General features: G+C 73.6%; 17 protein-coding genes. 3 read left to right on the top strand and 14 right to left on the bottom strand.

All coding sequences use genetic code 11. The features are described 5' to 3' along the window. On the top strand, nucleotides 1–2,430 hold the full coding sequence (locus tag ACFVGS_RS17575; protein ID WP_385692960.1) for a penicillin acylase family protein: 2,430 nt from the start codon (nucleotides 1–3) through the stop codon (nucleotides 2,428–2,430). Here ACFVGS_RS17575 and ACFVGS_RS17570 read toward each other — a convergent pair. The 4 genes from ACFVGS_RS17570 to ACFVGS_RS17555 form a co-directional block, all read right to left on the bottom strand. Then, a complete protein-coding gene (locus ACFVGS_RS17570; RefSeq protein WP_385692959.1) occupies nucleotides 2,420–3,526 on the bottom strand; it encodes a calcium:proton antiporter in 1,107 nt (368 codons plus the stop codon). The two genes, ACFVGS_RS17575 and ACFVGS_RS17570, sit on opposite strands and share 11 nt — an antisense overlap. Nucleotides 3,527–3,673: 147 nt before the next feature. Beyond that, nucleotides 3,674–4,564, bottom strand: coding sequence for a serine protease (locus ACFVGS_RS17565; protein WP_384418266.1), 891 nt, complete (start codon nucleotides 4,562–4,564; stop codon nucleotides 3,674–3,676). Between the two features lie 126 nt (nucleotides 4,565–4,690). Continuing rightward, on the bottom strand, nucleotides 4,691–6,259 hold the full coding sequence (locus tag ACFVGS_RS17560; protein WP_385692958.1) for an acyl-CoA synthetase: 1,569 nt from the start codon (nucleotides 6,257–6,259) through the stop codon (nucleotides 4,691–4,693). Then, on the bottom strand, nucleotides 6,256–7,365 hold the full coding sequence (locus ACFVGS_RS17555; RefSeq protein WP_384418260.1) for an NAD(P)H-dependent flavin oxidoreductase: 1,110 nt from the start codon (nucleotides 7,363–7,365) through the stop codon (nucleotides 6,256–6,258). Before ACFVGS_RS17555 ends, ACFVGS_RS17560 begins: the two co-directional genes overlap by 4 nt. A 170-nt stretch (nucleotides 7,366–7,535) precedes the next feature. Here ACFVGS_RS17555 and ACFVGS_RS17550 point away from each other — a divergent pair, with 170 nt between their 5' ends. Beyond that, complete coding sequence (locus ACFVGS_RS17550; RefSeq protein WP_385692957.1) at nucleotides 7,536–9,386, top strand: serine hydrolase; 1,851 nt, start codon at nucleotides 7,536–7,538, stop codon at nucleotides 9,384–9,386. 32 nt (nucleotides 9,387–9,418) lie between these two features. Here the strand turns inward: ACFVGS_RS17550 and ACFVGS_RS17545 are convergent, their stop codons facing one another. From ACFVGS_RS17545 to ACFVGS_RS17515, 7 genes are all read right to left on the bottom strand, one after another. Beyond that, nucleotides 9,419–10,249, bottom strand: a complete 831-nt coding sequence (locus ACFVGS_RS17545) for a DUF5995 family protein (protein WP_385692956.1) — start codon at nucleotides 10,247–10,249, stop codon at nucleotides 9,419–9,421. 23 nt (nucleotides 10,250–10,272) lie between these two features. Continuing rightward, a complete protein-coding gene (locus ACFVGS_RS17540) occupies nucleotides 10,273–10,857 on the bottom strand; it encodes a hypothetical protein (RefSeq protein ID WP_385692955.1) in 585 nt (194 codons plus the stop codon). A 16-nt stretch (nucleotides 10,858–10,873) separates the two neighbouring features. Next, nucleotides 10,874–11,815, bottom strand: coding sequence for a proline iminopeptidase-family hydrolase (locus ACFVGS_RS17535; protein WP_385692954.1), 942 nt, complete (start codon nucleotides 11,813–11,815; stop codon nucleotides 10,874–10,876). Nucleotides 11,816–11,918: 103 nt separating this feature from the next. Then, nucleotides 11,919–12,827: a LysR family transcriptional regulator gene (locus ACFVGS_RS17530; RefSeq protein WP_385692953.1), complete on the bottom strand. Its 909-nt coding sequence runs from the start codon at nucleotides 12,825–12,827 to the stop codon at nucleotides 11,919–11,921. Nucleotides 12,828–12,831: 4 nt separating this feature from the next. Further along, nucleotides 12,832–14,031 (bottom strand): glycine C-acetyltransferase, encoded by a 1,200-nt coding sequence (locus ACFVGS_RS17525; RefSeq protein WP_385692952.1) that lies wholly within the window; start codon nucleotides 14,029–14,031, stop codon nucleotides 12,832–12,834. Between the two features lie 38 nt (nucleotides 14,032–14,069). Then, nucleotides 14,070–15,098: an L-threonine 3-dehydrogenase gene (gene tdh, locus ACFVGS_RS17520; protein WP_384418323.1), complete on the bottom strand. Its 1,029-nt coding sequence runs from the start codon at nucleotides 15,096–15,098 to the stop codon at nucleotides 14,070–14,072. Nucleotides 15,099–15,268: 170 nt separating this feature from the next. Then, nucleotides 15,269–16,885 (bottom strand): phytoene desaturase family protein, encoded by a 1,617-nt coding sequence (locus ACFVGS_RS17515; protein ID WP_385692951.1) that lies wholly within the window; start codon nucleotides 16,883–16,885, stop codon nucleotides 15,269–15,271. 83 nt (nucleotides 16,886–16,968) lie between these two features. On the opposite strand from ACFVGS_RS17515, the gene ACFVGS_RS17510 reads away from it, so the two are divergent. Beyond that, complete coding sequence (locus tag ACFVGS_RS17510; RefSeq protein WP_384418238.1) at nucleotides 16,969–17,529, top strand: hypothetical protein; 561 nt, start codon at nucleotides 16,969–16,971, stop codon at nucleotides 17,527–17,529. A 122-nt stretch (nucleotides 17,530–17,651) separates the two neighbouring features. Here ACFVGS_RS17510 and ACFVGS_RS17505 read toward each other — a convergent pair whose 3' ends face one another. The 3 genes from ACFVGS_RS17505 to ACFVGS_RS17495 form a co-directional block, all read right to left on the bottom strand. Further along, nucleotides 17,652–19,832: a tetratricopeptide repeat protein gene (locus tag ACFVGS_RS17505; RefSeq protein WP_384418235.1), complete on the bottom strand. Its 2,181-nt coding sequence runs from the start codon at nucleotides 19,830–19,832 to the stop codon at nucleotides 17,652–17,654. Next, complete coding sequence (locus ACFVGS_RS17500) at nucleotides 19,808–20,737, bottom strand: oxygenase MpaB family protein (RefSeq protein WP_385692950.1); 930 nt, start codon at nucleotides 20,735–20,737, stop codon at nucleotides 19,808–19,810. The genes ACFVGS_RS17505 and ACFVGS_RS17500 overlap by 25 nt, the downstream gene beginning before the upstream one ends. 196 nt (nucleotides 20,738–20,933) lie before the next feature. Next, nucleotides 20,934–21,389 (bottom strand): hypothetical protein, encoded by a 456-nt coding sequence (locus ACFVGS_RS17495; protein ID WP_384418229.1) that lies wholly within the window; start codon nucleotides 21,387–21,389, stop codon nucleotides 20,934–20,936. Nucleotides 21,390–21,507 lie beyond the last annotated feature (118 nt).

Below are 21,507 nucleotides of genomic sequence, written 5' to 3'. Positions count from 1 at the left end.
TTGCACTTCCGCACCCTGTTTCCGGCCCGACTGAAACACCTCGCCCTGGTCGGCGCGGCCCTCGCCACCGTCACCGCCTCGCTGCCCGCGGCGGCCGTCGCCGACGCCGGCGACCGGAGCCACCGCCCCTCCGACCGCGGCCTGTCGGCCGTCATCCGGTACACCGAGTACGGCATCCCGCACATCGTCGCCGGGGACTACGCGGACCTGGGGTTCGGCACCGGCTGGGCGCAGGCCGCCGACCAGGTCTGCGTCCTCGCCGACGGGTTCGTGACGGTCGACGGCGAGCGCTCGCGCTGGTTCGGCGCGGACGGCGCGCCCGACGGCTCGCTGTCGTCGGCGACGAAGAACCTCTCCAGCGACCTGTTCTTCCGCGGGGCCAAGGACGCGGGCACGGTCGAGGCACTGCTCGCCACTCCCGCGCCCGCCGGGCCGAGCCGGCAGCTGAAGGAGCTGATGCGGGGCTGGGCGGCCGGCTACAACGCCTGGCTGCGGAAGAACCGGATCACCGATCCGGCCTGCGCGGGCGCCGCGTGGGTCCGGCCGGTCACCGCGCTCGACGTGGCGCGCCGCGGCTGGGCGGTGTCCGTCCTCGGCGGTCAGGGCCGGGGCGTGGAGGGCATCACGGCGGCCCGCCCCCCGGCCGCCCCCGCCACCGCGACCGCCGGCCCCGCCAGCGCCGACGCGGCCACGACCGCCGTCCCCGACCCCGCCCGGACGGCCGAGGCCGCCCGCGCGCTCCTCGCCGCCGAGAACGCCACGATGGGCTCCAACGCGGTCGCCTTCCAGGGGAGCACGACCGCGAACGGGCGCGGCCTGCTGCTCGGCAACCCGCACTACCCGTGGCAGGGCGGGCGCCGCTTCTGGCAGTCGCAGCAGACCATCCCGGGCGAGCTGAACGTCTCCGGCGCCTCCCTGCTCGGCACCGCCGTCGTCAACATCGGCTTCAACGACAAGGTCGCCTGGAGCCACACCGTGGCCACCGGCGTCCCGTTCAGCCTGCACCAGCTGACGCTCGACCCGGCCGACCCCACCGCGTACCTGGTCGACGGCAGGCCGGAGCGGATGACCCCGCGCACGGTCACCGTCGCCGTCAAGGACGGGGCCCCGGTCACCCGTACCCAGTGGTGGACGCGGTACGGGCCGGTCGTCACCGGACTCGGAGCGAGCCTGCCGCTGCCGTGGACGGCGACGACGGCCTTCGCGCTCAACGATCCCAACGCCGCCAACCTGCGGGCCTCGGACACCGCCCTCGGCTTCGCGAAGTCCCGTTCCACCGCCGACATGGCGCAGACGCTGCGCCGCACCCAGGGCCTGCCGTGGGTGAACACCGTCGCCGCCGACGCGGACGGGCACACCCTGTTCACCCAGGCGCAGGTGCTGCCGCGGGTCACCGACGAGCTCGCGCAGCGCTGCTCCACGCCTCTGGGCCGGGCCACGTATCCGGCGTCTGGCGTCGCGGTGCTCGACGGCGCGCGCGGCGACTGCGCGCTCGGCTCGGACCCGGACGCGGTGCAGCCGGGCGTCTTCGGACCGTCCCGGATGCCGGTCCTGGTGGACGCCCCGTACGTGGAGAACTCCAACGACAGCGCCTGGCTGGCCAACGCCGACCGGCCCGTGACCGGTTACGAGCGGATCTTCGGCACGGTCGGCACGCCGCGTTCGCTGCGCACGCGTGGCGCCGTGGAGGACGTGGCGGCGATGGCCGGCCGTGGCGGGCTGACGGTGGCGGACCTGCAGCGCCAGCAGTTCGCGAACCGGGCGCCGGCCGGTGACCTGGCCGCGGCCGAAGCGGCGGAGGCGTGCGCGGCCGTGCTCGCCGACGATCCCGAGGCCTGCCGGGTGATCGCTGCCTGGGACCGCACCGTGGACACCGACAGCCGGGGCGCGCTGCTCTTCGACCGGTTCTGGCGGAGGTTCACGGGGACGGCGAAGCCGGCCGACCAGTGGAGGGTGCCGTTCTCGGCGGCCGACCCGGTGCGCACCCCGCACACGCTCAACACCGGCTCCCCCGCCTTCGCCCAGGCGCTGAAGGACGCGGTGGCGGAGCTTCGGGCGGCGGGGATCGCGCTCGACGCGCCGCTCGGCCGGCACCAGTTCGTGGTACGGAACGGGGCGCGGATCCCGGTGGGCGGCGGCACGGAGGCGCTGGGCATCTGGAACAAGACGGAGCCCGTGTGGAATCCGGCGGGCGGCGGCTACACGGAGGTCGCGCACGGCACCAGCCACGTACAGGCGGTGGGCTGGGACGGCGGGCGCTGCCCGGTCGCGCGGACCCTGCTGACGTACTCGCAGTCCTCGAACCCGAACTCGCCGCACTACGGCGACCAGACGCGGCTGTACGCGGGCGAGCGCTGGGTGACCGCCCGCTTCTGCGAGCAGCACATCCTGCGCTCGCCCGGGCTGCGCGTGGTGGTGGTCAGGGACTGAACGACAGGAAGACGAAGGCGGCGAAGATCGAGAGGTGGACGCCGCCTTGGAGGAGCGTGGCCCGTCCGGGCACCACGGTCAGGGCGCTCACCACGGCGGTGAGCACGAGCAGCACCATGTGGAGGGCGCCCAGGCCGAGGACGAGGGGTCCGTCCAGCCACACCGAGGCGAGCGCGATCGACGGGATCGTGAGCCCGATGCTGGCGATCGCGGAGCCGTAGGCCAGGTTCATGCTGGTCTGCATCCGGTCCCGGCGGGCCGCGCGCACGGCGGCGAGCGTCTCGGGCAGCAGCACCATCAGGGCGATGACGACGCCGACCACGGCCTTCGGAAGGCCGGCGGACTCGACGCCGTCCTCGATGGTGGGCGAGACCAGCTTGGCGTTGCCGACGACGGCGACGAGGGCGACCACGAGCAGTCCGAGGCTGAACCAGGTCTCGCGGGCGGTCGGCGGCTCGGCGTGGTCGTCCTCCGACTCCTGCCCCTCCTGGCCCGGCCGCGGCACGGGCAGGAAGTAGTCGCGGTGCCGGACCGTCTGCACGGCGACGAACACGCCGTAGAGCAGGAGCGAGGCGACGGCGGCGAAGGCCAGCTGGGCGGTGGAGAACTCGGGCCCGGGGTGGCTCGTGGTGAACGTCGGCAGCACCAGGGTCGTCGTCGCGAGGGTGCAGACGGTCGCGAGGGCGCCGCCGGAGCCCTCGGCGTTGAAGACGGCGACGCGGTTGCGCAGCGCCGCGACGAGCAGGGAGAGGCCGACGATGCCGTTGCAGGTGATCATGACGGCGGCGAAGACGGTGTCGCGGGCGTAGGTGGCGGTCTTCTCGCCGCCTCCGGCCATCAGCGTGACGATGAGTCCGACCTCGATGACGGTGACGGCGACCGCGAGCACGAGGGAGCCGTACGGTTCGCCGACGCGGTGGGCGACGACCTCGGCGTGGTGGACGGCGGCCAGTACGGCGGCGAAGAGGAGGACCGCGACCAGGCCCACCGCGAAGCCGGGCAGATCGCGGCCCCAGCCGGCGGCGAGGCCGGCGGCCGCGACCAGCGGTCCCCAGGTGGTCCACTGTCGTGCCAGTCCTGCCGTCGTCGAACTCATGCCCTGAATCCTGCCATAACGGCATGAAGGGATCGGTCCCAGCGCGTGGGGTGCGGGCATGACGGAGGCTCAGGCTCGGTCGGACGCCGACCGGCGCCGGAAGGCCGCCCGAGGTGTCCCGGGCGGCCTTCGTGCGCGTGGGGTCCGTCAGGGCTTGGGCAGGGTGCAGCCCGCACGGTTCAGGTCGACGACGTTGCCGGGGCCGACGCACGGGACGATGGTGTAGGTCTGCTGGGCGTAGTTGATGCCCTGGCGGACCGTCACGGTGCCGTTCTGGTCGACCTCGCACGGGTTGTTCACGGTGCAGCTCTGGCCGTCCTCGTTGCCCGTGTTGTTCACGGCCACGACCTTGCCGGTGGTCTGGTCGATCACGGGCGAGCCCGAGGTGCCGCCGATGGTGTTGCAGGAGGAGGTGTAGCGGACCGAGTCCTTCCAGGTCCAGTCGCCCTCCTTGAGGCGGTAGACGAACCCGTCGATGCTGCAGCTGTAGGTCCGCTTCCAGTAGCCGGAGACCACCGTGATGGGCGTGCCCTGGGTCGGGTGGGCGGCGTCGAGGGTCAGGGCGCCGATGCCGTACTGGCTCTGGATCTGCGCGTACGTCTTGGTCAGCCGGTAGAGCGAGACGTCCGTGTCGGTCATCGTGCCGTACGCGATCCGGTCGGCGCGCAGCGTGGCGACCTTGGTGCCGGCCCCGTTCAGGAGCGAGAACGAGCGGCTGGAGCGCTGGTTCAGGACGACCTCGCCGGCCGCCGGGAAGCCGGTCTCCAGGCAGTGGCCGTTGGAGAGGACGAGCGCGGGGTCGCCCGGCTGGGAGGCGGGCATGCGGACCAGGGAGCCGGAGCAGTTGCTGAGCGCGACCGTGCCGGCGAAGTCCACGGCGGCGGCCGCGGCCGTGGACTTCGCCGCCGTCCGCGCGCCGTGCGCCGCGGGGGCCGGGGCCTGCGCGACGGCGTCCCGGGGTGCGGACGCCATGGCCGGGGCCGCCGCCGCTCCCGTGAGGAGCAGCGCGAGCAGGGCACCGACGAGAGGCTTCTTCATGTGGGGGTTCCCCTCTGATGACGATGCAACCGAAGATCCTTCGATTGTCATGCGCATTCTCAAGAGGTCCCGCCCCGACTGACAAGGGCGCGTGCCCTGTTGGCCGGAAGCGACCCCCGCCTGCCGTCACAGCGGCCGGTCGTGCCCCTCCCAGTACGGGTCCCTCAAGCGCCGCTTGTAGAGCTTGCCGTTGGGGTCGCGGGGCATGTGCGCGATGAAGTCGACGGACCTCGGACGCTTGTAGCCCGCGAGGAGGCGCTCGCAGTGGGCCAGGATCGCGGCGGCGAGAGCGGGGCCGGGCTCGTGGCCCTCGGCCGGTTCGACGACGGCCTTGACCGCCTCGCCCCAGTCGGCGTGCGGGATCCCGAAGGCGGCGGCGTCGGCGACGGCGGGGTGGGCGAGCAGCGCGGCCTCGATCTCGGCGGGGTAGATGTTGACGCCGCCGGAGATGATCATGTCGATCTTGCGGTCGCGGAGGAAGAGGTAGCCGTCCTCGTCGAGCACGCCGAGGTCGCCGACGGTGAAGAACTCGCCGATGCGGCCCGCCGCGGTCTTGGCCTCGTCCTTGTGGTAGCGGAAGCCGCCGGTGCTCATCTTCATGTAGACGGTGCCGAGTTGCCCGGGCGGCAGGCGTTCGCCGTCGTCGTCGAAGACCGCGAGCTCGCTGATGGGCCAGGCGCGGCCGACGGTGCCGGGCTTCTTCAGCCAGTCCTCGGCGGTGGCGAAGGCGCCGCCGCCCTCGCTTGCCGCATAGTACTCCTCGACACAGTGGCCCCACCAGTCGATCATGGCGCGCTTGACGTGGTCGGGGCAGGGCGCGGCACCGTGGATGGCGTGGCGCATGGAGGACACGTCGTAGCGGCCGCGGACGTCCTCGGGGAGGGCGAGCAGGCGGTGGAACTGGGTGGGGACCATGTGGGTGTGGGTGCAGCGGTGGTCGTCGATGAGCCGCAGCATCTCCTCGGGCGTCCACTTGTCCATGAGGACCAGCGGGTGGCCGATGTGCAGGGCGGCGCCGGCGAACTGGAGCACCGCCGTGTGGTAGAGCGGCGAGCAGACCAGGTGGACGTTGCCGCCGAAGGGCCTGATGCCGAAGATGCCGAGGAAGCCGCCGAGGTAGGTCTCCTCGGGGGTCTTTCCGGGCAGCGGGCGGCGGATGCCGCGGGGCCTTCCGGTGGTGCCCGAGGTGTAGTTCATGACCCAGCCGAGGGTGCGGTCGGCGGGCGGGGTCGCGGGCTGCCCGTCGAGGAGTTCGGCGTACGGGCGGAAGCCGGCGATCTCGCCGACGGCGTAGCGGTGGCTCGGCGGGAGGCCCGCCTCGTCCGCGGCGGCGGTGGCGGCCCCGGCGAACCGCTCGTGGGCGACGAGGACCTTCGCGCCGGAGTCGGCGACGATCCAGGCGATCTCGGGGCCGACGAGGTGGTGGTTGACGGGGACGAGGTAGAACCCGGCCTGGCCGGCGGCCAGGTAGGCGGTGAAGAACTCTATCCCGTTGGGAAGGACGACGGCGAAGGCGTCGCCGCGCTCCAGGCCGGCCGCGCGCAGTCCGTGGACGAGCTGGTTGACCGCCGCGTGGAGGCGGCCGGCGGACCACTGCTCTCCGTCCGGAGCGGTGATGACGATCCGCTCCGGCTCGGCGGTGGCCTGCGCCCAGAAGCCGTTGGGACCCTGGCTCTCCCGGCTCTCCTGGCTCATCCTTCGCTCCTTCCGGCGATGCGGTTGATCCGGTCGACGGCCTTCTCGAAGCCGCGGGTGAGCTCGTCGAAGACCTGCCGGACGCTGCGCTCGGTGTTCATGCGGCCCACGATCTGGCCGACCGGCGTGCCGAGCAGCGGCGTGACCTCGTACTTCTGGATCCGGGAGACCGCCTCGGCGACCAGGAGGCCCTGCAGCGGCATCGGCAGCGGGCCGGGCCCGGCCGGGTCGTCCCAGGCGTCGGTCCACTCGGTGCGCAGCTGCCGGGCGGGTTTGCCGGTGAGGGCGCGGGAGCGGACGGTGTCGCCGGAGCCGGCGGCGAGCAGCTTCTCGGTGAGCGCGCGGGAGTGGAGCTCGGCCTCGGTGGTGGTGAGCCAGAGCGAGCCGAGCCAGACGCCCTGCGCGCCGAGCGCGAGCCCGGCGGCGATCTGCTCGCCGCTGCCGATGCCGCCGGCGGCCAGCACGGGCAGCGGCGCGACGGCGTCGACGACCTCGGGGGTGAGCACCATGGAGGCGATCTCGCCGGTGTGGCCGCCGGCCTCGTAGCCCTGGGCGACGACGATGTCGATGCCCGCGTCGGCGTGGTGGCGCGCGTGCCGGGCGCTGCCGGCGAGGGCGGCGACGAGCACGCCGTGCTCGTGGGCGCGGGCGACGACGTCGGCGGGCGGTGAGCCGAGGGCGTTGGCCAGCAGCTTGATGGGGTAGTCGAAGGCGACGTCGAGCTGGCCGCGGGCGACCTGTTCCATCCAGCCGGTGATCCGCCAGCCGGAGGCCTCGCCCTCGGCGAGTTCGGGGACGCCGTGCTTGGCGAGGGTGGCGCGGACGAACTCGCGGTGCCCGGCCGGGATCATCGCCTCGACGTCGGCCTCGCTCACGCCTTCGACCTTCTTCGCGGGCATGACGACGTCGAGGCCGTAGGGCAGGCCGTCGGTGTGGTCCTGCATCCAGTCGAGGTCGCGTGCGAGGTCGTCGGGGGCGGTGTAGCGGACCGCCCCGAGGACGCCGAACCCACCGGCTCTGGTGATGGCCGCGGCCACCGCGGGGAAGGGCGTGAAGCCGAAGATGGCGTGCTCGATCCCCAGTGTGCGACTCAGCTCCGTCTTCATGGGCGGCATGGTGCCGCAGCCGGTGTGCCGAGGGAAGAGATTTTCTGATGCAGTGTCAGATTCTTTGCGGTGCCGCGCGCTTCCCGGATCCTCCCGGCTCCGGTAGGAAAGTTTCAGATCTTGCCGGAGTGGCCGAAGTTTTCTTTCAGGAGCGGTGAGAGAGGGTGGGCATGACGGACGAGTCGAGGATGGGGAACCGGGGTCCGAGCCGCCGCGCGTTCGGCGGCGGCGTCCTCGCCCTGGGAGGTGCGCTGATGATCGGTACGGTGCCGGGAGCCGCGGCCGCGCCCGAACCGGGCCCCGGCGGCGGTGCGGGCGGCTCCGGGAGTGCGGGCGAGGCCGGGCCGGGCTTCGGCGCCGCGCGGCGGACGACGCTGCGCCGCGGCTCCGCCGAGCGGGCGGGGCTGCTGCCCGGACACCTGGACCGGCTGGTCGCGGACGCCGAGGCGTATCTGCGTCCCTCCCCCACGCACCCGTGGTACGCGGGCGCGGTGCTGCTCGCGGGACGCGGCGGGACCGTGGCGCTGCACCGGCCGATCGGCACGGCCGTGCGCTACGCGGCGTACGACGAGAAGACCGACACGGGCGTCGAGCTGCCGGCCGACCAGCAGATCCCGATGCGCGAGGACACCGTCTTCGACCTGGCGTCCGTCTCCAAGCTGTTCACCTCGATCCTGGCGGTGCAGCAGATCGAGCGCGGGACGCTGGTCCTGGAGGAGAAGGTCACGGCGTACCTGCCGGAGTTCGGCGGCGGAGGGAAACAGGACATCACGGTCCGTCAGCTGCTCACCCACACCTCGGGGTTCCGGGCCTGGATCCCGCTCTACAAGGAGCCGACGCGGGAGGGACGGCTGCGACTGCTGTGGAACGAGGTGCCGGCGAACCCGCCCGGCACCGTCTACCTCTACTCCGACCTGAACCTGATCACGCTTCAGCTGATCCTGGAGGAGATCACCGGTCACCCTCTGGATCACCTGCTCCGGAACGAGATCACCGCTCCGCTCGGGATGCACCGCACGCGTTTCCGTCCCCCGTTCTCGTGGCGCCGGGGCATCGCCGCCACCGAGGACGCCCGCAGGCCATGGTCCGGGCTCGACCGCGGCATGGTGTGGGGCGAGGTGCACGACGAGAACGCGTACGCCATGGGCGGCGTCGCCGGTCACGCCGGCGTCTTCGCCGACGCCTGGGACCTCGCCGTCCTGGCCCGCACCCTGCTCAACGGCGGGGCGTACGGCGACGCCCGCATCCTCTCCCCCGCCTCCGTGGAGCTGATGTTCACCGACTTCAACACCGACTTCCCCGGCGACGAGCACGGCCTCGGCTTCGAGCTCTACCAGCACTGGTACATGGGCGCGATGGCCACCCCGCGCACGGCCGGCCACACCGGTTTCACCGGCACCAGCCTGGTGCTCGATCCGACCACCGACGCGTTCCTGATCGTGCTCGGCAACTCCGTCCACCCGGTCCGGAGCTGGCGCTCCGGCTCCGCGCCCCGGGTCGCCGCCGCCGACGCCCTGGCCCGCGCCGTGCCGGTCCGCCCGGCCCGGGGCCGTACCGCGTGGTTCGCCGGCATGGCGAACGCGACGACCGCGACCCTCACCCTGCCGGAGGTCCCGGGGGCCGCCCGTCTCGAGTGCGCCCTGTGGTGGGACACCGAGCCGGGGACGGACGGCGCCGTCCTGGAGGCCTCGGCGGACGGCGGCGCGCACTGGGCACCGGTCCCGTTCACCACCACCGCGCGCGGTGACGGACCGCCGAGCCGCCAGGAGCACCCCGCCGGCGCGGTCGGCGGCTGGTCGGGCCGCGCGTGGTACGGGCTCCGCGCCGACCTGCCCGGAGGGACGACCGCGCCCGTACGGCTGCGCTGGCGGTACACCACCGACCGGCGCTACGTGGGCCGCGGGGTGTACGTGGACGCCCTCCGCCTCCTGGACCCGGCGGGCCGGCCCCTCTTCGACGAGGCCCGCCCGGCGGACCGGGCCCGCATCGAGGCGGTGGGCTGGACGGCCTCCTCGGACTAGAAACCGTCGGCGCCGATCGGGCGACGGCCCCGTTACACGACCGGCGTGTTCGCCGCGGGCCAGTGCCGGCGCTCGGGAATCAGTCTGCGCAGGATCCACAAGCCGGCGCGCAGCTTCCAGTCTCCGGGGGTGCGGATCTCGGAGATGAGCGCGGCGGTGCTCCTGCCGATCGACCGAGCCGCCGCCTCGGCCGCATCCGGGTCCAGGAGCCGGTCGCAGTTGAACCAGGCCAGGCCCCGGGCGACCCGGATCCCGTAGTTGGTCAGCAGTTCGTCGCTCCGGGTGAACAGCTGGTCCAGGGAGCGGAGTCCGTGGATGTACCGGGCGGCCAGGTCGTCCTGGACCTGGTCGATGCAGGACCCGAGTACGTCGTTCATGCGGTGGAAATCGGCGATGCGGCCGCGGTCGCCCGTGGCCGCCGCCATGCGACGCAACGCCTCCGGCAGGTCGTAGGAGATGTGCGCCATCATGGAGAAGAGCACGTCTTCCAGCGTGTACGAGCGCCGGACGCACGACGCGGCGAAGACGTCCCGCCACGGCGGGGGGATAGAGTCCGGCAGATCACCGGGCCGGACCTCGCCCACGGAGCCACCGGGCCGTCCTGCCAGCCAGGCGTCGATGCTGTCCATCGCGCCGAAGTAGGCCGATGCGAGCGTCTCGCACAGCTCGGCCACCCACGGCGGGTCCTTGAACGCGGGCGTACCCGCGTCCAGGGCCGTGGCGAGCGTCGTCGTGAGGCGGAAGTAGGTGTAGGCGAACGCGGCCCGGCGGTCCTGCGCGGCGTCGTACTGCCGGACCCGGTCGGCGAGCAGTCCGGCGACCAGGGCGACCTTATCGGCGGGGAGCATGGGCTCGGCGGCCATCAGGAGCGTGATCCTCCTGCCCGCTACGCCGGCGCGCTGATGCGGCCGGTCTCCTCGGTCGCCCTGCCCCAGTCACACAGCAGTTCCGCGAAGAGGCTCTGACGGTCGGGTGAGACCCGGTAGTTCGCGATCCAGAGGGCTCCGAGCAGCGGCATGCGGTAGGTCGCGGCCATGCCTCCGTCGCTGATCTCCGCGGAGTAGGTGAATCTCCGCGTGAGCAGGCCGGGCACGGGGCCGAGTCGCTCCTTGGCGCGCACGCTGACCCCGGTGCCGTTGCTCTCCAGTACGTACTGCTCGTCCAGGAGGTACAGCGTCACGCCGAACTTGGAGATCGTGAGCACGTTGTCGGCCTGGCCGAACTCGCCCTCGTCCGGCTTCGCCACGATCACCGAGTGCTGTCGCGCCGGGCCCACGAGCAGCTCGACGACGTGCATGGCGATCGCGAGGAGTTTGTGCGTCACCCCGATGCGGCTGCGAAGGAGACGACGCCAGGAGGTGATGCGGAACGTGGCCTTCCCCTGCCAGGTGCCGGTCCCGATGTCGAAGTAGTAGACGTGATTGGGTGCGCTCGTGCGGTTTCGAGGGACGCCCTCATGCTCCGTTGTCACACTGCGTAGCCTATCATCACTCTCCGTAAGTGGCTCTCTGAGGCTCGTCCGCTCGGGTGGACCGGCTGCCCGCCTCCGCCTCCACCTCGGCGAGGAAGGCCCCGACCACGCGGCGGTAGTGTTCGGGCTCCTCCGCCGAGGGCATGTGGGAGCTCTCCTCGAACAGCATCCAGGCGGCCCCCGGAACCGCCTCGACGAGGTCCCTGACCAGGGCGGGCGTCGCCACGTCGTAGCGGCCCGAGGTGACGAGCACGGGAAGGTCGATCTCGCCGAGCCGGGCGGTGACGTCCCATTCCTTCAGACTGCCGGTGAGGTTCCACTCGGCGGCGCCCCACAGCGCCTCGTACACATCCCGGTTCATGCTCGTGAAGGAGCGCACCAGGTGCGGCGGCCACGGGTCGAGGCGGCAGAGGTGGCGCGCGTAGAAGGCGAGCGCGGCGTCCTGGTACTCCGGGTCGTCGGTGGTGCCGGCGGCCTCGTGGCGGTCGAGGACCTCGCGTACCGCGGCGGGCAGGGACTCCTTCAGACGCAGGGTCTCGGCCTGGTAGGCGGGGGCGTCGGCGATGGGACCGGCGAGGACCAGACTCAGCAGGCCCCGCGGCCGGGTGAGGACGTACTCAAGCGCGAGCTGGCTGCCCCAGGAGTGCCCGAGGAGATGGACGGGATCGAGGCGGAGCGCCTCGCGGACCGCGGCGAGCTCGTCGACGAAGGTGTCGAGCGTCCACAGCGACGGGTCGTCGGGGTGGTCGGACCTGCCGCAGCCGAGCTGGTCGTAGAAGACGACCGGACGGCTGGTCTCCGTGGTGAGGCCGGCGAGGTCGTCGAGGTAGTCGTGCGAGCAGCCGGGGCCGCCGTTGACGACGAGCAGCGGCAGCTGCCCGCCGGGCGTCCGGGCGCCGACGACGCGGTACCAGGTGCGGTGACCGCGGAACGGCACGGTTCCTTCGGTGACGGACATGACCCCGCCTCCTCGTCTCGGCGGCACCCCTTCCATCATGCGTCCCGCGAAGCGCCGCCGTGCGCCGCCCCGGCCCGACCGGGGGCCCGGGCACGCGGTGTCCTCAGCCGGCCGGCTGGGCGGCCTCCCGCAGTGCGGCGAGGACGGGCTGGATCAGCGGATGGTCCTCGCCGCCGCGCCGGACCGCGGCGAAGACGCGGCGGGTGGGGGCGACGCCGTCGACCGGGCGGACCACCACGCCGGTGAGGTCGGTGCCGCGCAGGGCGGAGCGGGGTACGAGGGCCACGCCCGCGCCGGCGCCGGCCAGGGCGACGACGGCCCGGAAGTCGTCGGAGACGTGCTCCATGCGGGGTGCGAAGCCCGCGTACTCGCAGGCGAGGACCGTCACGTCGTGGCAGGGGTTGCCGGCGGACTGCCCGATCCAGGGGTCCTTGGCGAGGTCGGCGAGCGCGATCCGCTCCCGCCCGGCGAGCGCGTGGTCCGGCGGCAGGACGGCGTCGAACGGCTCCGCGTAGAGCGGCAACCGGGTCAGGCGGGCGTCGTCCTCGCCGGGCGCCCCGCGGTACTCGACGGCCACGGCCACGTCGACCTGCCGGTCCAGGACCATGAGCAGGCTCTCGTCGCCCTCCGCGTCCTGGACGCGGACGCGGATGCCCGGCGCGGTACGGGCGAGCGAGCCGATGGCGGGCGCCACGACGAGGCCGATGCCGGTGGCGAAGGCCGCCACCGTCACCGTGCCGGCCTCGCCCGAGCCGTACGCGGCGAGCTCGGCCTCGGCCCGTTCCAGCTGGGCGAGGACGGCGTTGGCGTGGGTCAGCAGGATCTCCCCGGCCGGGGTGAGCCTGGCACCTCGCGCGCTCCGCTCCACCAGGCGGTGGCCGGTCTCCTGCTCCAGCGCGGCGAGCTGCTGGGAGACGGCGGAGGGCGTGAGGTAGAGCGCGGCGGCAGCCGCCGTGACGGTGCGGTGGTCGGCCACCGCCCGGAGGATGTGCAGCCGCCGCGCTTCGATCATGCCCCTAGTCTCGCAGGGCGGCGCGCGCGTCGACGAACGCGTCCACGGCCCGGTTGACGTCCTCCGTGGAGTGGGCGGCGGACAGCTGCACGCGGATGCGGGCCTGGCCCTGCGGAACGACCGGGTACGAGAAGCCGATCACGTACACGCCGCGCTCCAGGAGCAGCTCGGCCATGCGTCCGGCCTCGGCGGCGTCCCCGACCATGACGGGGGCGATCGCGTGGTCGCCGGGGAGGATGTCGAAGCCCTCCTCGGTCATCCGGCGGCGGAACAGCTCGGTGTTGGCGTTGAGCCGCTCGCGCAGGTCGCCGGCCGACTCGAGCAGGTCGAGGACCTTGAGGGAGGCGGCGGCGATCACCGGGGCGAGGGTGTTGGAGAACAGGTACGGGCGGGAGCGCTGGCGCAGCAGCGCGACGATCTCGGCGCGGGCCGCGACGTAACCGCCGGAGGCGCCGCCGAGGGCCTTGCCGAGGGTGCCGGTGATGATGTCGACGCGGTCCATGACGCCGTGCAGCTCGGGGGTGCCGCGGCCGCCGGGGCCGACGAAGCCGACGGCGTGCGAGTCGTCGACCATGACCATGGCGTCGTAGCGCTCGGCCAGGTCGCAGATCTCGTCGAGCGGCGCGACGTAGCCGTCCATCGAGAAGACGCCGTCGGTGACGATCAGCTTGCGCCGGGCGCCGCCCTCGGTGGCCTCCTTGAGCTGCTGCTCCAGGTCGGCCATGTCGCGGTTGGCGTAGCGGAAGCGGCGGGCCTTGGACAGGCGGATGCCGTCGATGATGGAGGCGTGGTTGAGGGCGTCGGAGATGACCGCGTCCTCGGCGCCGAGCAGGGTCTCGAACACGCCGCCGTTGGCGTCGAAGCAGGAGGAGTAGAGGATCGTGTCCTCCTGGCCGAGGAAGCGCGAGATGCGCGCCTCGAGCTCCTTGTGGACCTCCTGGGTGCCGCAGATGAAGCGGACCGAGGCCATGCCGTAGCCCCAGCGGTCCAGCGCCTCGTGGGCGGCGGCGACGACCTCGGGGTGGTCGGCGAGGCCGAGGTAGTTGTTGGCGCAGAAGTTCAGCACCTCGCCGGGGCGGCCGCCCGCGGTGACGGCGACGGTGGCGGACTGCGGCGTGCCGATGACGCGCTCGGGCTTGTGGAGGCCGGCCTCGCGGATCTCGTCGAGGGTGGCGCGGATGTCGTCGCGTACGGAATCGAACATGAGGGAAGCTCCTGGGGGTCGTACGGTCCGGAGGGGGGTCAGGCGGTCCAGTCGAGGATGACCTTGCCGCCCTTGCCGGAGGCGGCGTCGTCGAAGGCGGCCTCGAAGTCGCGGTAGTCGTAGCGGCCGGTGATCACCGGCGACAGGTCGAGTCCGCCCTCCAGGAGCACGGACATGGCGTACCAGGTCTCGAACATCTCGCGGCCGTAGATGCCCTTGATGGTGATCATCGAGGTGACGATCTTCGCCCAGTCGACGGAGAAGTCCTCGCTGGGCAGGCCGAGCATGGCGATCTTTCCGCCGTTGGTCATGTTGGCGACCATGTCCCGCATCGCGTGCGGGTTGCCGGACATCTCCAGGCCGACGTCGAAGCCCTCCTTGAGACCGAGGGTGCGCTGGCCCTCGGCGATGGTGCTGTCCGCGACGTTCAGCGCGAGCGAGACGCCGATCTTGCGGGCGAGCTCCAGGCGCTCCTCGCTGACGTCGGTGACGACGACGTTGCGGGCCCCTGCGTGCTTGGCGACCGCGGCGGTCATGATGCCGATCGGGCCCGCGCCGGTGACCAGGACGTCCTCGCCGACCAGCGGGAAGGACAGCGCGGTGTGCACGGCGTTGCCGAAGGGGTCGAAGATCGCGGCGACGTCGAGGTCGACCGGCACCCGGTGCACCCAGACGTTGGAGGCGGGCAGCACGACGTACTCGGCGAAGGCGCCGTCGCGGCCCACGCCGAGGCCGACGGTGGCGCGGCACAGGTGGCGGCGGCCGGCCAGACAGTTGCGGCACTTGCCGCAGACCAGGTGGCCCTCGCCGCTGACCAGGTCGCCGACGGTGATGTCGACGACGTCGCGGCCGGTCTCGACGACCTCGCCGACGAACTCGTGGCCGAGGGTCAGCGGGGTGGCGATGGTCTTCTGCGCCCAGCCGTCCCAGGAGCGGATGTGCAGGTCGGTGCCGCAGATACCGGTCCGCTTCACCTTGATGAGGACGTCACCGGGACCGGCCTCCGGCTCGGGAACGTCCGTCAGCCAGAGTCCCGGCTCCGCCTTGTGCTTGACCAGTGCCTTCAATGTCACGGCTCCCGACGTGCGCGTCCTGTGATGTACCGGTTCCGGGCACGTCGACGCGCCCAAGATCCCCGGAGGAAAATCTTCCGTGCGTCGGGGGCCGGGGTCCATCGAGGTTTTCTTAAGCGCACTCGCAGATCAGCTTCACGCCCCTGGCCGGGACGCCGTGGGCGTCAACCCGTGAGCCGGTCGAGCACCGCCATGGCCGCGTTGTGACCCGGCACTCCGCTCACTCCGCCGCCGCGCACGGCGCCCGCACCGCACAGCAGGACGTTGGGCCGGGAGGTCTCGACGCCCCAGCGGCCTCCCGGTCCTCCTTCCTCCCCGTAGGGGAAGGAGAGGTCCCGGTGGAAGATGTGGCCGCCGGGCAGTCGCAGGTCGCGTTCGAGGTCCAGCGGCGACTTGGCCTCGACGCAGGGCCGGCCTTCGGCGTCCAGGGCGAGGCAGTCGGCGATCGGCTCGTCGAGGCACGCGTCGAGCTGCGCGAGCGTCGCCTTCAGGAGCGCGTCGCGGGCGCCGTCGGGGTCGGCGGCGAACAGCCGGGCGGGCGCGTGCAGTCCGAACAGGGTGAGGGTCTGGTAGCCGCGGGCCGCGGCCTCCGGGCCCAGGATGCTCGGGTCGGTCAGGGTGTGGCAGTAGATCTCCGAGGGCGGAGCGGCGGGCAGCCGTCCGGCGGCGGCCTCGGCGTAGGCGGTGGCCAGCTGCCCGTATCCCTCGGCGATGTGGAAGGTGCCGGAGAAGGCCTCGCGCGGGTCGACGGCGCGGTCGCGGAGCCTGGGCAGCCGGGTGAGGACCATGTTGACCTTGAGCTGGGCGCCCTCGGCGGGGGCCGGCGCCGGCTCGCCGAGGAGGCCGGCGAGCGCCTGCGGAGAGGCGTTGACCAGGACGTGTCCCGCGCCGACGACGCCTTCGCCGTCGGCGGTGCGGTAGGCGACCTCGGCGCGGCTGCCGTCGGTCTCGATCCGGGTGACCTCGTGGCCGGTGAGGACGGTCGCGCCGGCGGCGCGGGCGGCGTCCGCGAGGGCGTCGGTGAGGGCGCCCATGCCGCCCACGGGCACGTCCCAGTCGCCGGTGCCGCCGCCGATCACGTGGTAGAGGAAGCAGCGGTTCTGGAGCAGCGAGGGGTCGTGGGCGTCGGCGAAGGTGCCGATGAGGGCGTCGGTCAGGACGACGCCGCGCACCAGGTCGTCGGCGAAGTGCTTCTCGACGGCGACACCGATGGGCTGCTCGAAGAGCATCTCCCAGGTCTCGGCGTCGTCGACCAGGGCGCGCAGGCCCTCACGGCTCGGCAGCGGCTCGGTGAGGGTGGGGAAGATCCGGCGGGCGGCGCGGGCGGTGCGCCCGTAGAAGGCCTGCCAGGCCTCGTACTCGCGGTCGGAGCCGGTGAGCGCGGCGAAGGACGCGCGGGTGCGGTCCTGGCCGCCGCCGACGAGGAGGCCGGAGTCGGCGTACGGGGTGTACGAGGAGACGGAACGCTTCCGGACCGCGAAGCGCAGTCCGAGCTCGCGGACGATCTTCTCGGGGAGCAGCGACACCAGGTACGAGTAGCGGGACAGCCGGACGTCGACGCCGGGGAACGGCCGTGTGGAGACGGCGGCACCGCCGGTGTTCCCGAGCCGTTCGAGGACGAGGACCCGTCGCCCGGCGCGGGCGAGATAGGCGGCGGCCACGAGGCCGTTGTGCCCGCCGCCGACGACGACGGCGTCGTACGAGCCGTGCGGGGCGGAGGCGGGAGCGGGTGCCGACGCGGGTGCCGACGCGGATCCGGATGCGGGTGCGGGTGGGGTCATGCCTCTTGCTAACACCTCCCGGGCGGTCCCACCAGGTGCCGTGCGCACGGGTGTTGTCAGTGGCCTCCCCTACCGTCGGTGTCATGGGGAATCACTTCCAGACGCTGGTGGTAGCGGACGCCACGGCCGCGGAGGCGGCGCAGCTCGCCCGGCGCGGCCTCGACTGGCTCGTCGCGGCAGGGATCGTACGGGCGGAGCGCACCGACTGCGTCCTCGGCGCGCCCCTGGGCCATCCGCCAGGCCCGGCCTGGGAGCGGGCCGTGGCCGAGCCGGACTGGGAGCCGGACGGCGGCCTCGCCGTGCACACGGGCCGGCAGGTGTTCCACGCGGGCCAGGACGCTCCGGAGTTCGCGGTCTGCCCGGGCTGCGCCACGCGCACCGCCCTGGTGGAGGACACGTGGCAGCGGTTCGACGCGGCCATACGCGTCTGGGCGGGCGGCGACACGGCGGCCGCCCGGGTCGCGTGCCCTGCGTGCGGCCGGGACGGCGACGTGACGGCCTGGCAGTGGCACGACGACCGGTTCGCCTTGGCCTGCCTCGGATTCGCGTTCTGGGACTGGACGGAGTTCGGGTCGGACTTCCTCACGGACTTCGCGGAGGCGCTCGGCGGCCGCCGGGTCGTCCGGGTGTGGGGCAAACTCTGACCGCGCGTCACGCGAGCCCCCGGGACGGCCGGTCCGCCCTGCCCCGCCGTGCGTCGATCGACAGGCCCCAGGCCGTTTCTTCCGGATCCTGGCCTGTCCGGCCGAGATCCGGAAGAGACGGCCTAGCCGCCGCCTGCCAGGCGCTCCCGGCAGTGGGCCTCGTCGCTGCGGGCCGCGCGCGTGTCCGGGTGGTCGGGGCCGAGGAGGCGGGTGCGGGTCTCGGTGACGTGGCGGTGTTCCGCGAGCGCTTCCGCCCAGCGGCCGAGCCAGCCGAGCGCGATGGCGGTCTCGCGGCGGCTGGCGAGCGTGTCGGCGTGGTCCGGGCCCAGCACGCGGAGCCGTACGGCGCAGACCTCGCGGGCCTCGGAGAGGGCCTCCTCCCAGCGGCCGAGCCGGCCCAGGTTCACGCCCAGGCCGTGGCGGGCCCGCAGGGTCTCCGGGTCCTCCGGTCCTGCGGCCCGGGTGCGGGCGGCGACGAGCTCGCGGTAGAGCGCGGCGGCCTCCTCGGCGCGGCCCAGGCGGCCGAGGCAGATCCCGGCCTCGTAGCGGGCGGCGAGGGTGTCGGGGTGGTCCTGGCCGAGGACGCCGGCGCGCGCCTCGGCGACCTCGCGGTATTCGGTGAGCGCGTCCGACCAGCGTCCGAGCGCGCCGAGCGCGTGGCCGACCTCGTGGCGGGTGGCCAGGGTGTCGGGGTGGTGCGCGCCGAGCAGCCGGGCGCGGGCGTCGGCGACCTCGCGGGCGGTCGCGTACGCCTCGGGCACGCGGCCGATCCGGCCGAGGGTGAACGCCAGGTTGTGGCGGCAGCGCAGGGTGTCCGGGTGCTCCACGCCCATGGTGCGTTCCCGGGCGGCGAGCACCGTCTCGTACACGCCGCAGGCCTCGGTGTGCCGGCCCAGTGCGCCCAGGGCGTAGGCGGTCTCCTGACGGGCGGCGAGGGTGTCGGGGTGGTCGGCGCCCAGCGCGCGGGCCCGGCCGTCGGCGACCTCGCCGAACTGGCGCAGGGCCTCGGCGGGACGGCCGAGCCGGGCGAGGGCGAAGCCCAGCTCGTAGCCGCTGGCGAGGGTGTCGGGGTGGTCGGCGCCGAGGACGTGGGCCCGGTCCCGTACGACGGTACGGAGCAGGTCGGCGGCCTCCTGCCAGCGGTCGAGCCGGCCCAGACCGAGACCGGCGCGGTGCCGTCCGGCGAGGACGGCGACGAGTTCCGCCCGCGGGCCCGCGACGGCCGGGGACGGACGGCCGTCCGGGTGCGTGCCGCCGGCCGCCGGGCCGACGGGCACGGCGGAGGTCCACGTGACGGTCAGCGCCTCGGTGAGGGCCGCGGTCGCCTCGTGCGCGGGAGCGGCCCGCCCGGCGAGCGTCGTGGCGGCCGGGCGGCCCCGGCCCAGACCCGCGGCCCAGGCGGGCAGCGCGGGCGGCGCCGGTGGCGGCAGGGTCCAGGCACCGCTGCTGCGGCCGGCGGCGAGCCGGTCGCGGAGCTCGGCCGCGTCGTTCGGCCGGCCGTCGGGGGTCTTGGCGAGCAGGTCGAGGACCAGCGCGTCGAGATAACCGGGGAGTTCGGCACGGTGGCTGCGCAGCGGCGCGGGCACCGTGTCGCGGTGGCCGATGAGGATGGCCCAGGTGTCGTCCAGGTCGAAGGGCGGCACACCGGTGGCGATCTCGTAGAGGACGCAGCCCAGCGAGTACAGGTCGCTGCGGTGGTCGACCTCGCCGCCGCCGATCTGCTCGGGGCTCATGTAGTGCGGGGTGCCCATGGCGATGCCGGTGCCGGTGAGCCGCGAGGTGAAGCCGATGTCGGCGCCGAGTCGCGCTATCCCGAAGTCGCAGATCTTCACGGTGCCGCCCTCGCCGAGCCGCACGATGTTCGCGGGCTTGAGGTCGCGGTGCACCACGCCCTGGCGGTGGGTGTAGGCGAGGGCGTCCGCGACCTGTTCGGCGATGTCGACGACCTGGTTCACGGGGAGCGGCTGCTTGCGGTTGTCGCCGAGCAGCTGGCTGAGGTTGCGCCCTTCGAGGAGCTCCATGACGAGGAAGAGCACGCCGTCGGACTCGCCGAAGTCGTGCACGACGGTGATGCCGCGGTGCTGGAGCGCGGCGGCGACCCGGGCCTCGCGGCGGAAGCGTTCGCGGAGCACGGCCAGGTTGTCGGGGCTGCGCTGCTGGCCGAGCGGCCGGAGGCACTTGACGGCGACGCGCCGGCCGAGCGACTCGTCGGTGGCCCGCCACACCTCGCCCATGCCGCCGCGGCCGATCACCTCGTGCAGCCGGTACCGGCCCTGGATCAGCCTGGTGTCCGTGTCCGCCATCGCGTGCTGTCGCCCCCGTTTGCCCCGTCGTGGTGCCGCTCCCTCCCCGGCCCGTCCAGTATGGCTGTCCCGTCGCGCAGACTGTACGGCGCGGGTCGGGTCTGCGTGCCGAGCCGGTCCATCGCCCGCAGGATGTGGCGCGGGGGCAGCCGCCAGCGGAGCCGGTCGGGGACGCAGCGCAGCAGATTGGCCGTGGCGGTGAGCCGCCGGGTGACGGTCTCGGCGGGCGGCGCGGGCCGGCCGTACAGCTCATGGGCGTACGGAGGCAGGGAGTCGTACGCGAGGGCGGACACGCGCCGCCAGATCACCTCGCGCGCGGGGAGCAGGACCGTCGGGACGGGCGGCCTGCGCAGGAAGTCGTCCACGGTGCGGGCGTCCTGCCCGGCGGCGAGCTTCGGGCGGACCTCCGCGAAGTAGCGGGCGAGGGCGGCGGCGGTGCGCGGCACCTTGTCGGGGTCGAGGCCGACGAGCCGGGCGGAGGTGCGCTGTTCGTCGACGTAACGGTCGGCCTGGGCGTCGGTCAGCGGGATGCCGGAGCGGCGGACGACGTGGAGGTACGAGTCGATCTCGGCGCAGTGGACCCAGAGGAGGAGCTCGGGGTCGTCGACGCCGAGCAGCCGGTGGATCTTGCGCACCCGCGCGCCGGCGGCCTCGGCCGCCGGGGTGGTGTCGTAGCTGAGGGTGCCGACGAAGCTCGCGGTGCGCATGAGGCGGCCCCAGGCGTCCCTGCGGAAGTCGCTGTTGCTCATGACTCCGCGGACGGCGTCGGGGTGCAGCGCCTGGAGGTACAGGGCGCGCACCCCGCCGATCCACATGACGGGGTCGCCGTGGAGCTGCCAGGTGACGGACCCGGGACCGAAGAGCCCCGGGTCGGGTTCGGGCGGCGTGCTCGGGCCGGGTTCCATGGCCTCAGGCTAGGACGGCCGTGCGGGCACGGGAACAGGGCGGGCACCCGCGGACTGGATCCGGACCTGGATCCGGGGCACGGGAACAGGGCGGGCCCCCCGCCCTGGATCCGGACCCTGGATCCGGCCCGGTCGGCCTCTCCGCCGGGTCGGGGCGGCCTCTGGCCTGTCCGGGCGGATCAGGGCCGGACGGGCGCTAGCGCCAGATCGTCTGCACCGAGTCGAACTGCACCCAGGTGATCGGGTTGCCGGAGTTGGCGCCGAAGACCGTCACCGAGCCGGTCGGGCCGATCTCGACGCGGCAGGCGTTGATGCCCTGGCTGTTGTTGCGGGGCGCGGCGGCCCGCACGTGCGCCGCGGGCAGGGCGAACCCGTCCGGGAGCCGGCCGATCTTCGTGTCGGTGACGAGGTTGCAGGTGATCAGGCCGCGGGCCTGGAGGAACGCGGTGCCGGCGATGGTGACGAGCCGCACCTCGGGGACGGCGGCCGGGTTCGGGGTGATGCCGGACTCCAGGACGAGCGGGGTCCAGGCCCCGGCGTCGATCGTGCCGGGATCGGCGGCGGCCGGGGTGGCGGCGGCGAGGGTGCCGACGGTGAGGGCGGCAGGCAGGGCGAGGGCGGCGCCGAGGACGCCGCGGCGGTCGTACGACATGGGACTCCTTGGGTGGGGCGGGGGCCTGTCCGGCGGCTCGGGCCGGAGGCCGAGTGGCGGGAGGCCAGGTGGCCGGGAGGCCAGGTGGCCGGGAGGCCAGGAGGCCGGGAGGCCAGGA

The organism is Streptomyces sp. NPDC127114, from assembly GCF_042677525.1.
Classification (GTDB): Bacteria; Actinomycetota; Actinomycetes; order Streptomycetales; family Streptomycetaceae; genus Streptomyces.
The sequence above is the reverse complement of the archived record's forward strand: the minus strand, read 5'-3'. Positions and strand labels throughout refer to the sequence as shown.

What these genes read in the sequence shown, in the direction of transcription:
- ACFVGS_RS17525 (WP_385692952.1), bottom strand. Translation starts at nt 14,031, where the DNA reads ATGTTCGATTCCGTACGCGACGACATCCGCGCCACCCTCGACGAGATC.
- ACFVGS_RS17560 (WP_385692958.1), bottom strand. Translation starts at nt 6,259, where the DNA reads ATGAGCCAGGAGAGCCGGGAGAGCCAGGGTCCCAACGGCTTCTGGGCG.
- ACFVGS_RS17530 (WP_385692953.1), bottom strand. Translation starts at nt 12,827, where the DNA reads ATGATCGAAGCGCGGCGGCTGCACATCCTCCGGGCGGTGGCCGACCAC.
- ACFVGS_RS17535 (WP_385692954.1), bottom strand. Translation starts at nt 11,815, where the DNA reads ATGTCCGTCACCGAAGGAACCGTGCCGTTCCGCGGTCACCGCACCTGG.
- ACFVGS_RS17570 (WP_385692959.1), bottom strand. Translation starts at nt 3,526, where the DNA reads ATGAGTTCGACGACGGCAGGACTGGCACGACAGTGGACCACCTGGGGA.
- ACFVGS_RS17510 (WP_384418238.1), top strand. Translation starts at nt 16,969, where the DNA reads ATGGGGAATCACTTCCAGACGCTGGTGGTAGCGGACGCCACGGCCGCG.
- ACFVGS_RS17500 (WP_385692950.1), bottom strand. Translation starts at nt 20,737, where the DNA reads ATGGAACCCGGCCCGAGCACGCCGCCCGAACCCGACCCGGGGCTCTTC.
- ACFVGS_RS17565 (WP_384418266.1), bottom strand. Translation starts at nt 4,564, where the DNA reads ATGAAGAAGCCTCTCGTCGGTGCCCTGCTCGCGCTGCTCCTCACGGGA.
- ACFVGS_RS17515 (WP_385692951.1), bottom strand. Translation starts at nt 16,885, where the DNA reads ATGACCCCACCCGCACCCGCATCCGGATCCGCGTCGGCACCCGCGTCG.
- ACFVGS_RS17545 (WP_385692956.1), bottom strand. Translation starts at nt 10,249, where the DNA reads ATGGCCGCCGAGCCCATGCTCCCCGCCGATAAGGTCGCCCTGGTCGCC.
- ACFVGS_RS17555 (WP_384418260.1), bottom strand. Translation starts at nt 7,365, where the DNA reads ATGAAGACGGAGCTGAGTCGCACACTGGGGATCGAGCACGCCATCTTC.
- ACFVGS_RS17495 (WP_384418229.1), bottom strand. Translation starts at nt 21,389, where the DNA reads ATGTCGTACGACCGCCGCGGCGTCCTCGGCGCCGCCCTCGCCCTGCCT.
- ACFVGS_RS17505 (WP_384418235.1), bottom strand. Translation starts at nt 19,832, where the DNA reads ATGGCGGACACGGACACCAGGCTGATCCAGGGCCGGTACCGGCTGCAC.
- ACFVGS_RS17550 (WP_385692957.1), top strand. Translation starts at nt 7,536, where the DNA reads ATGACGGACGAGTCGAGGATGGGGAACCGGGGTCCGAGCCGCCGCGCG.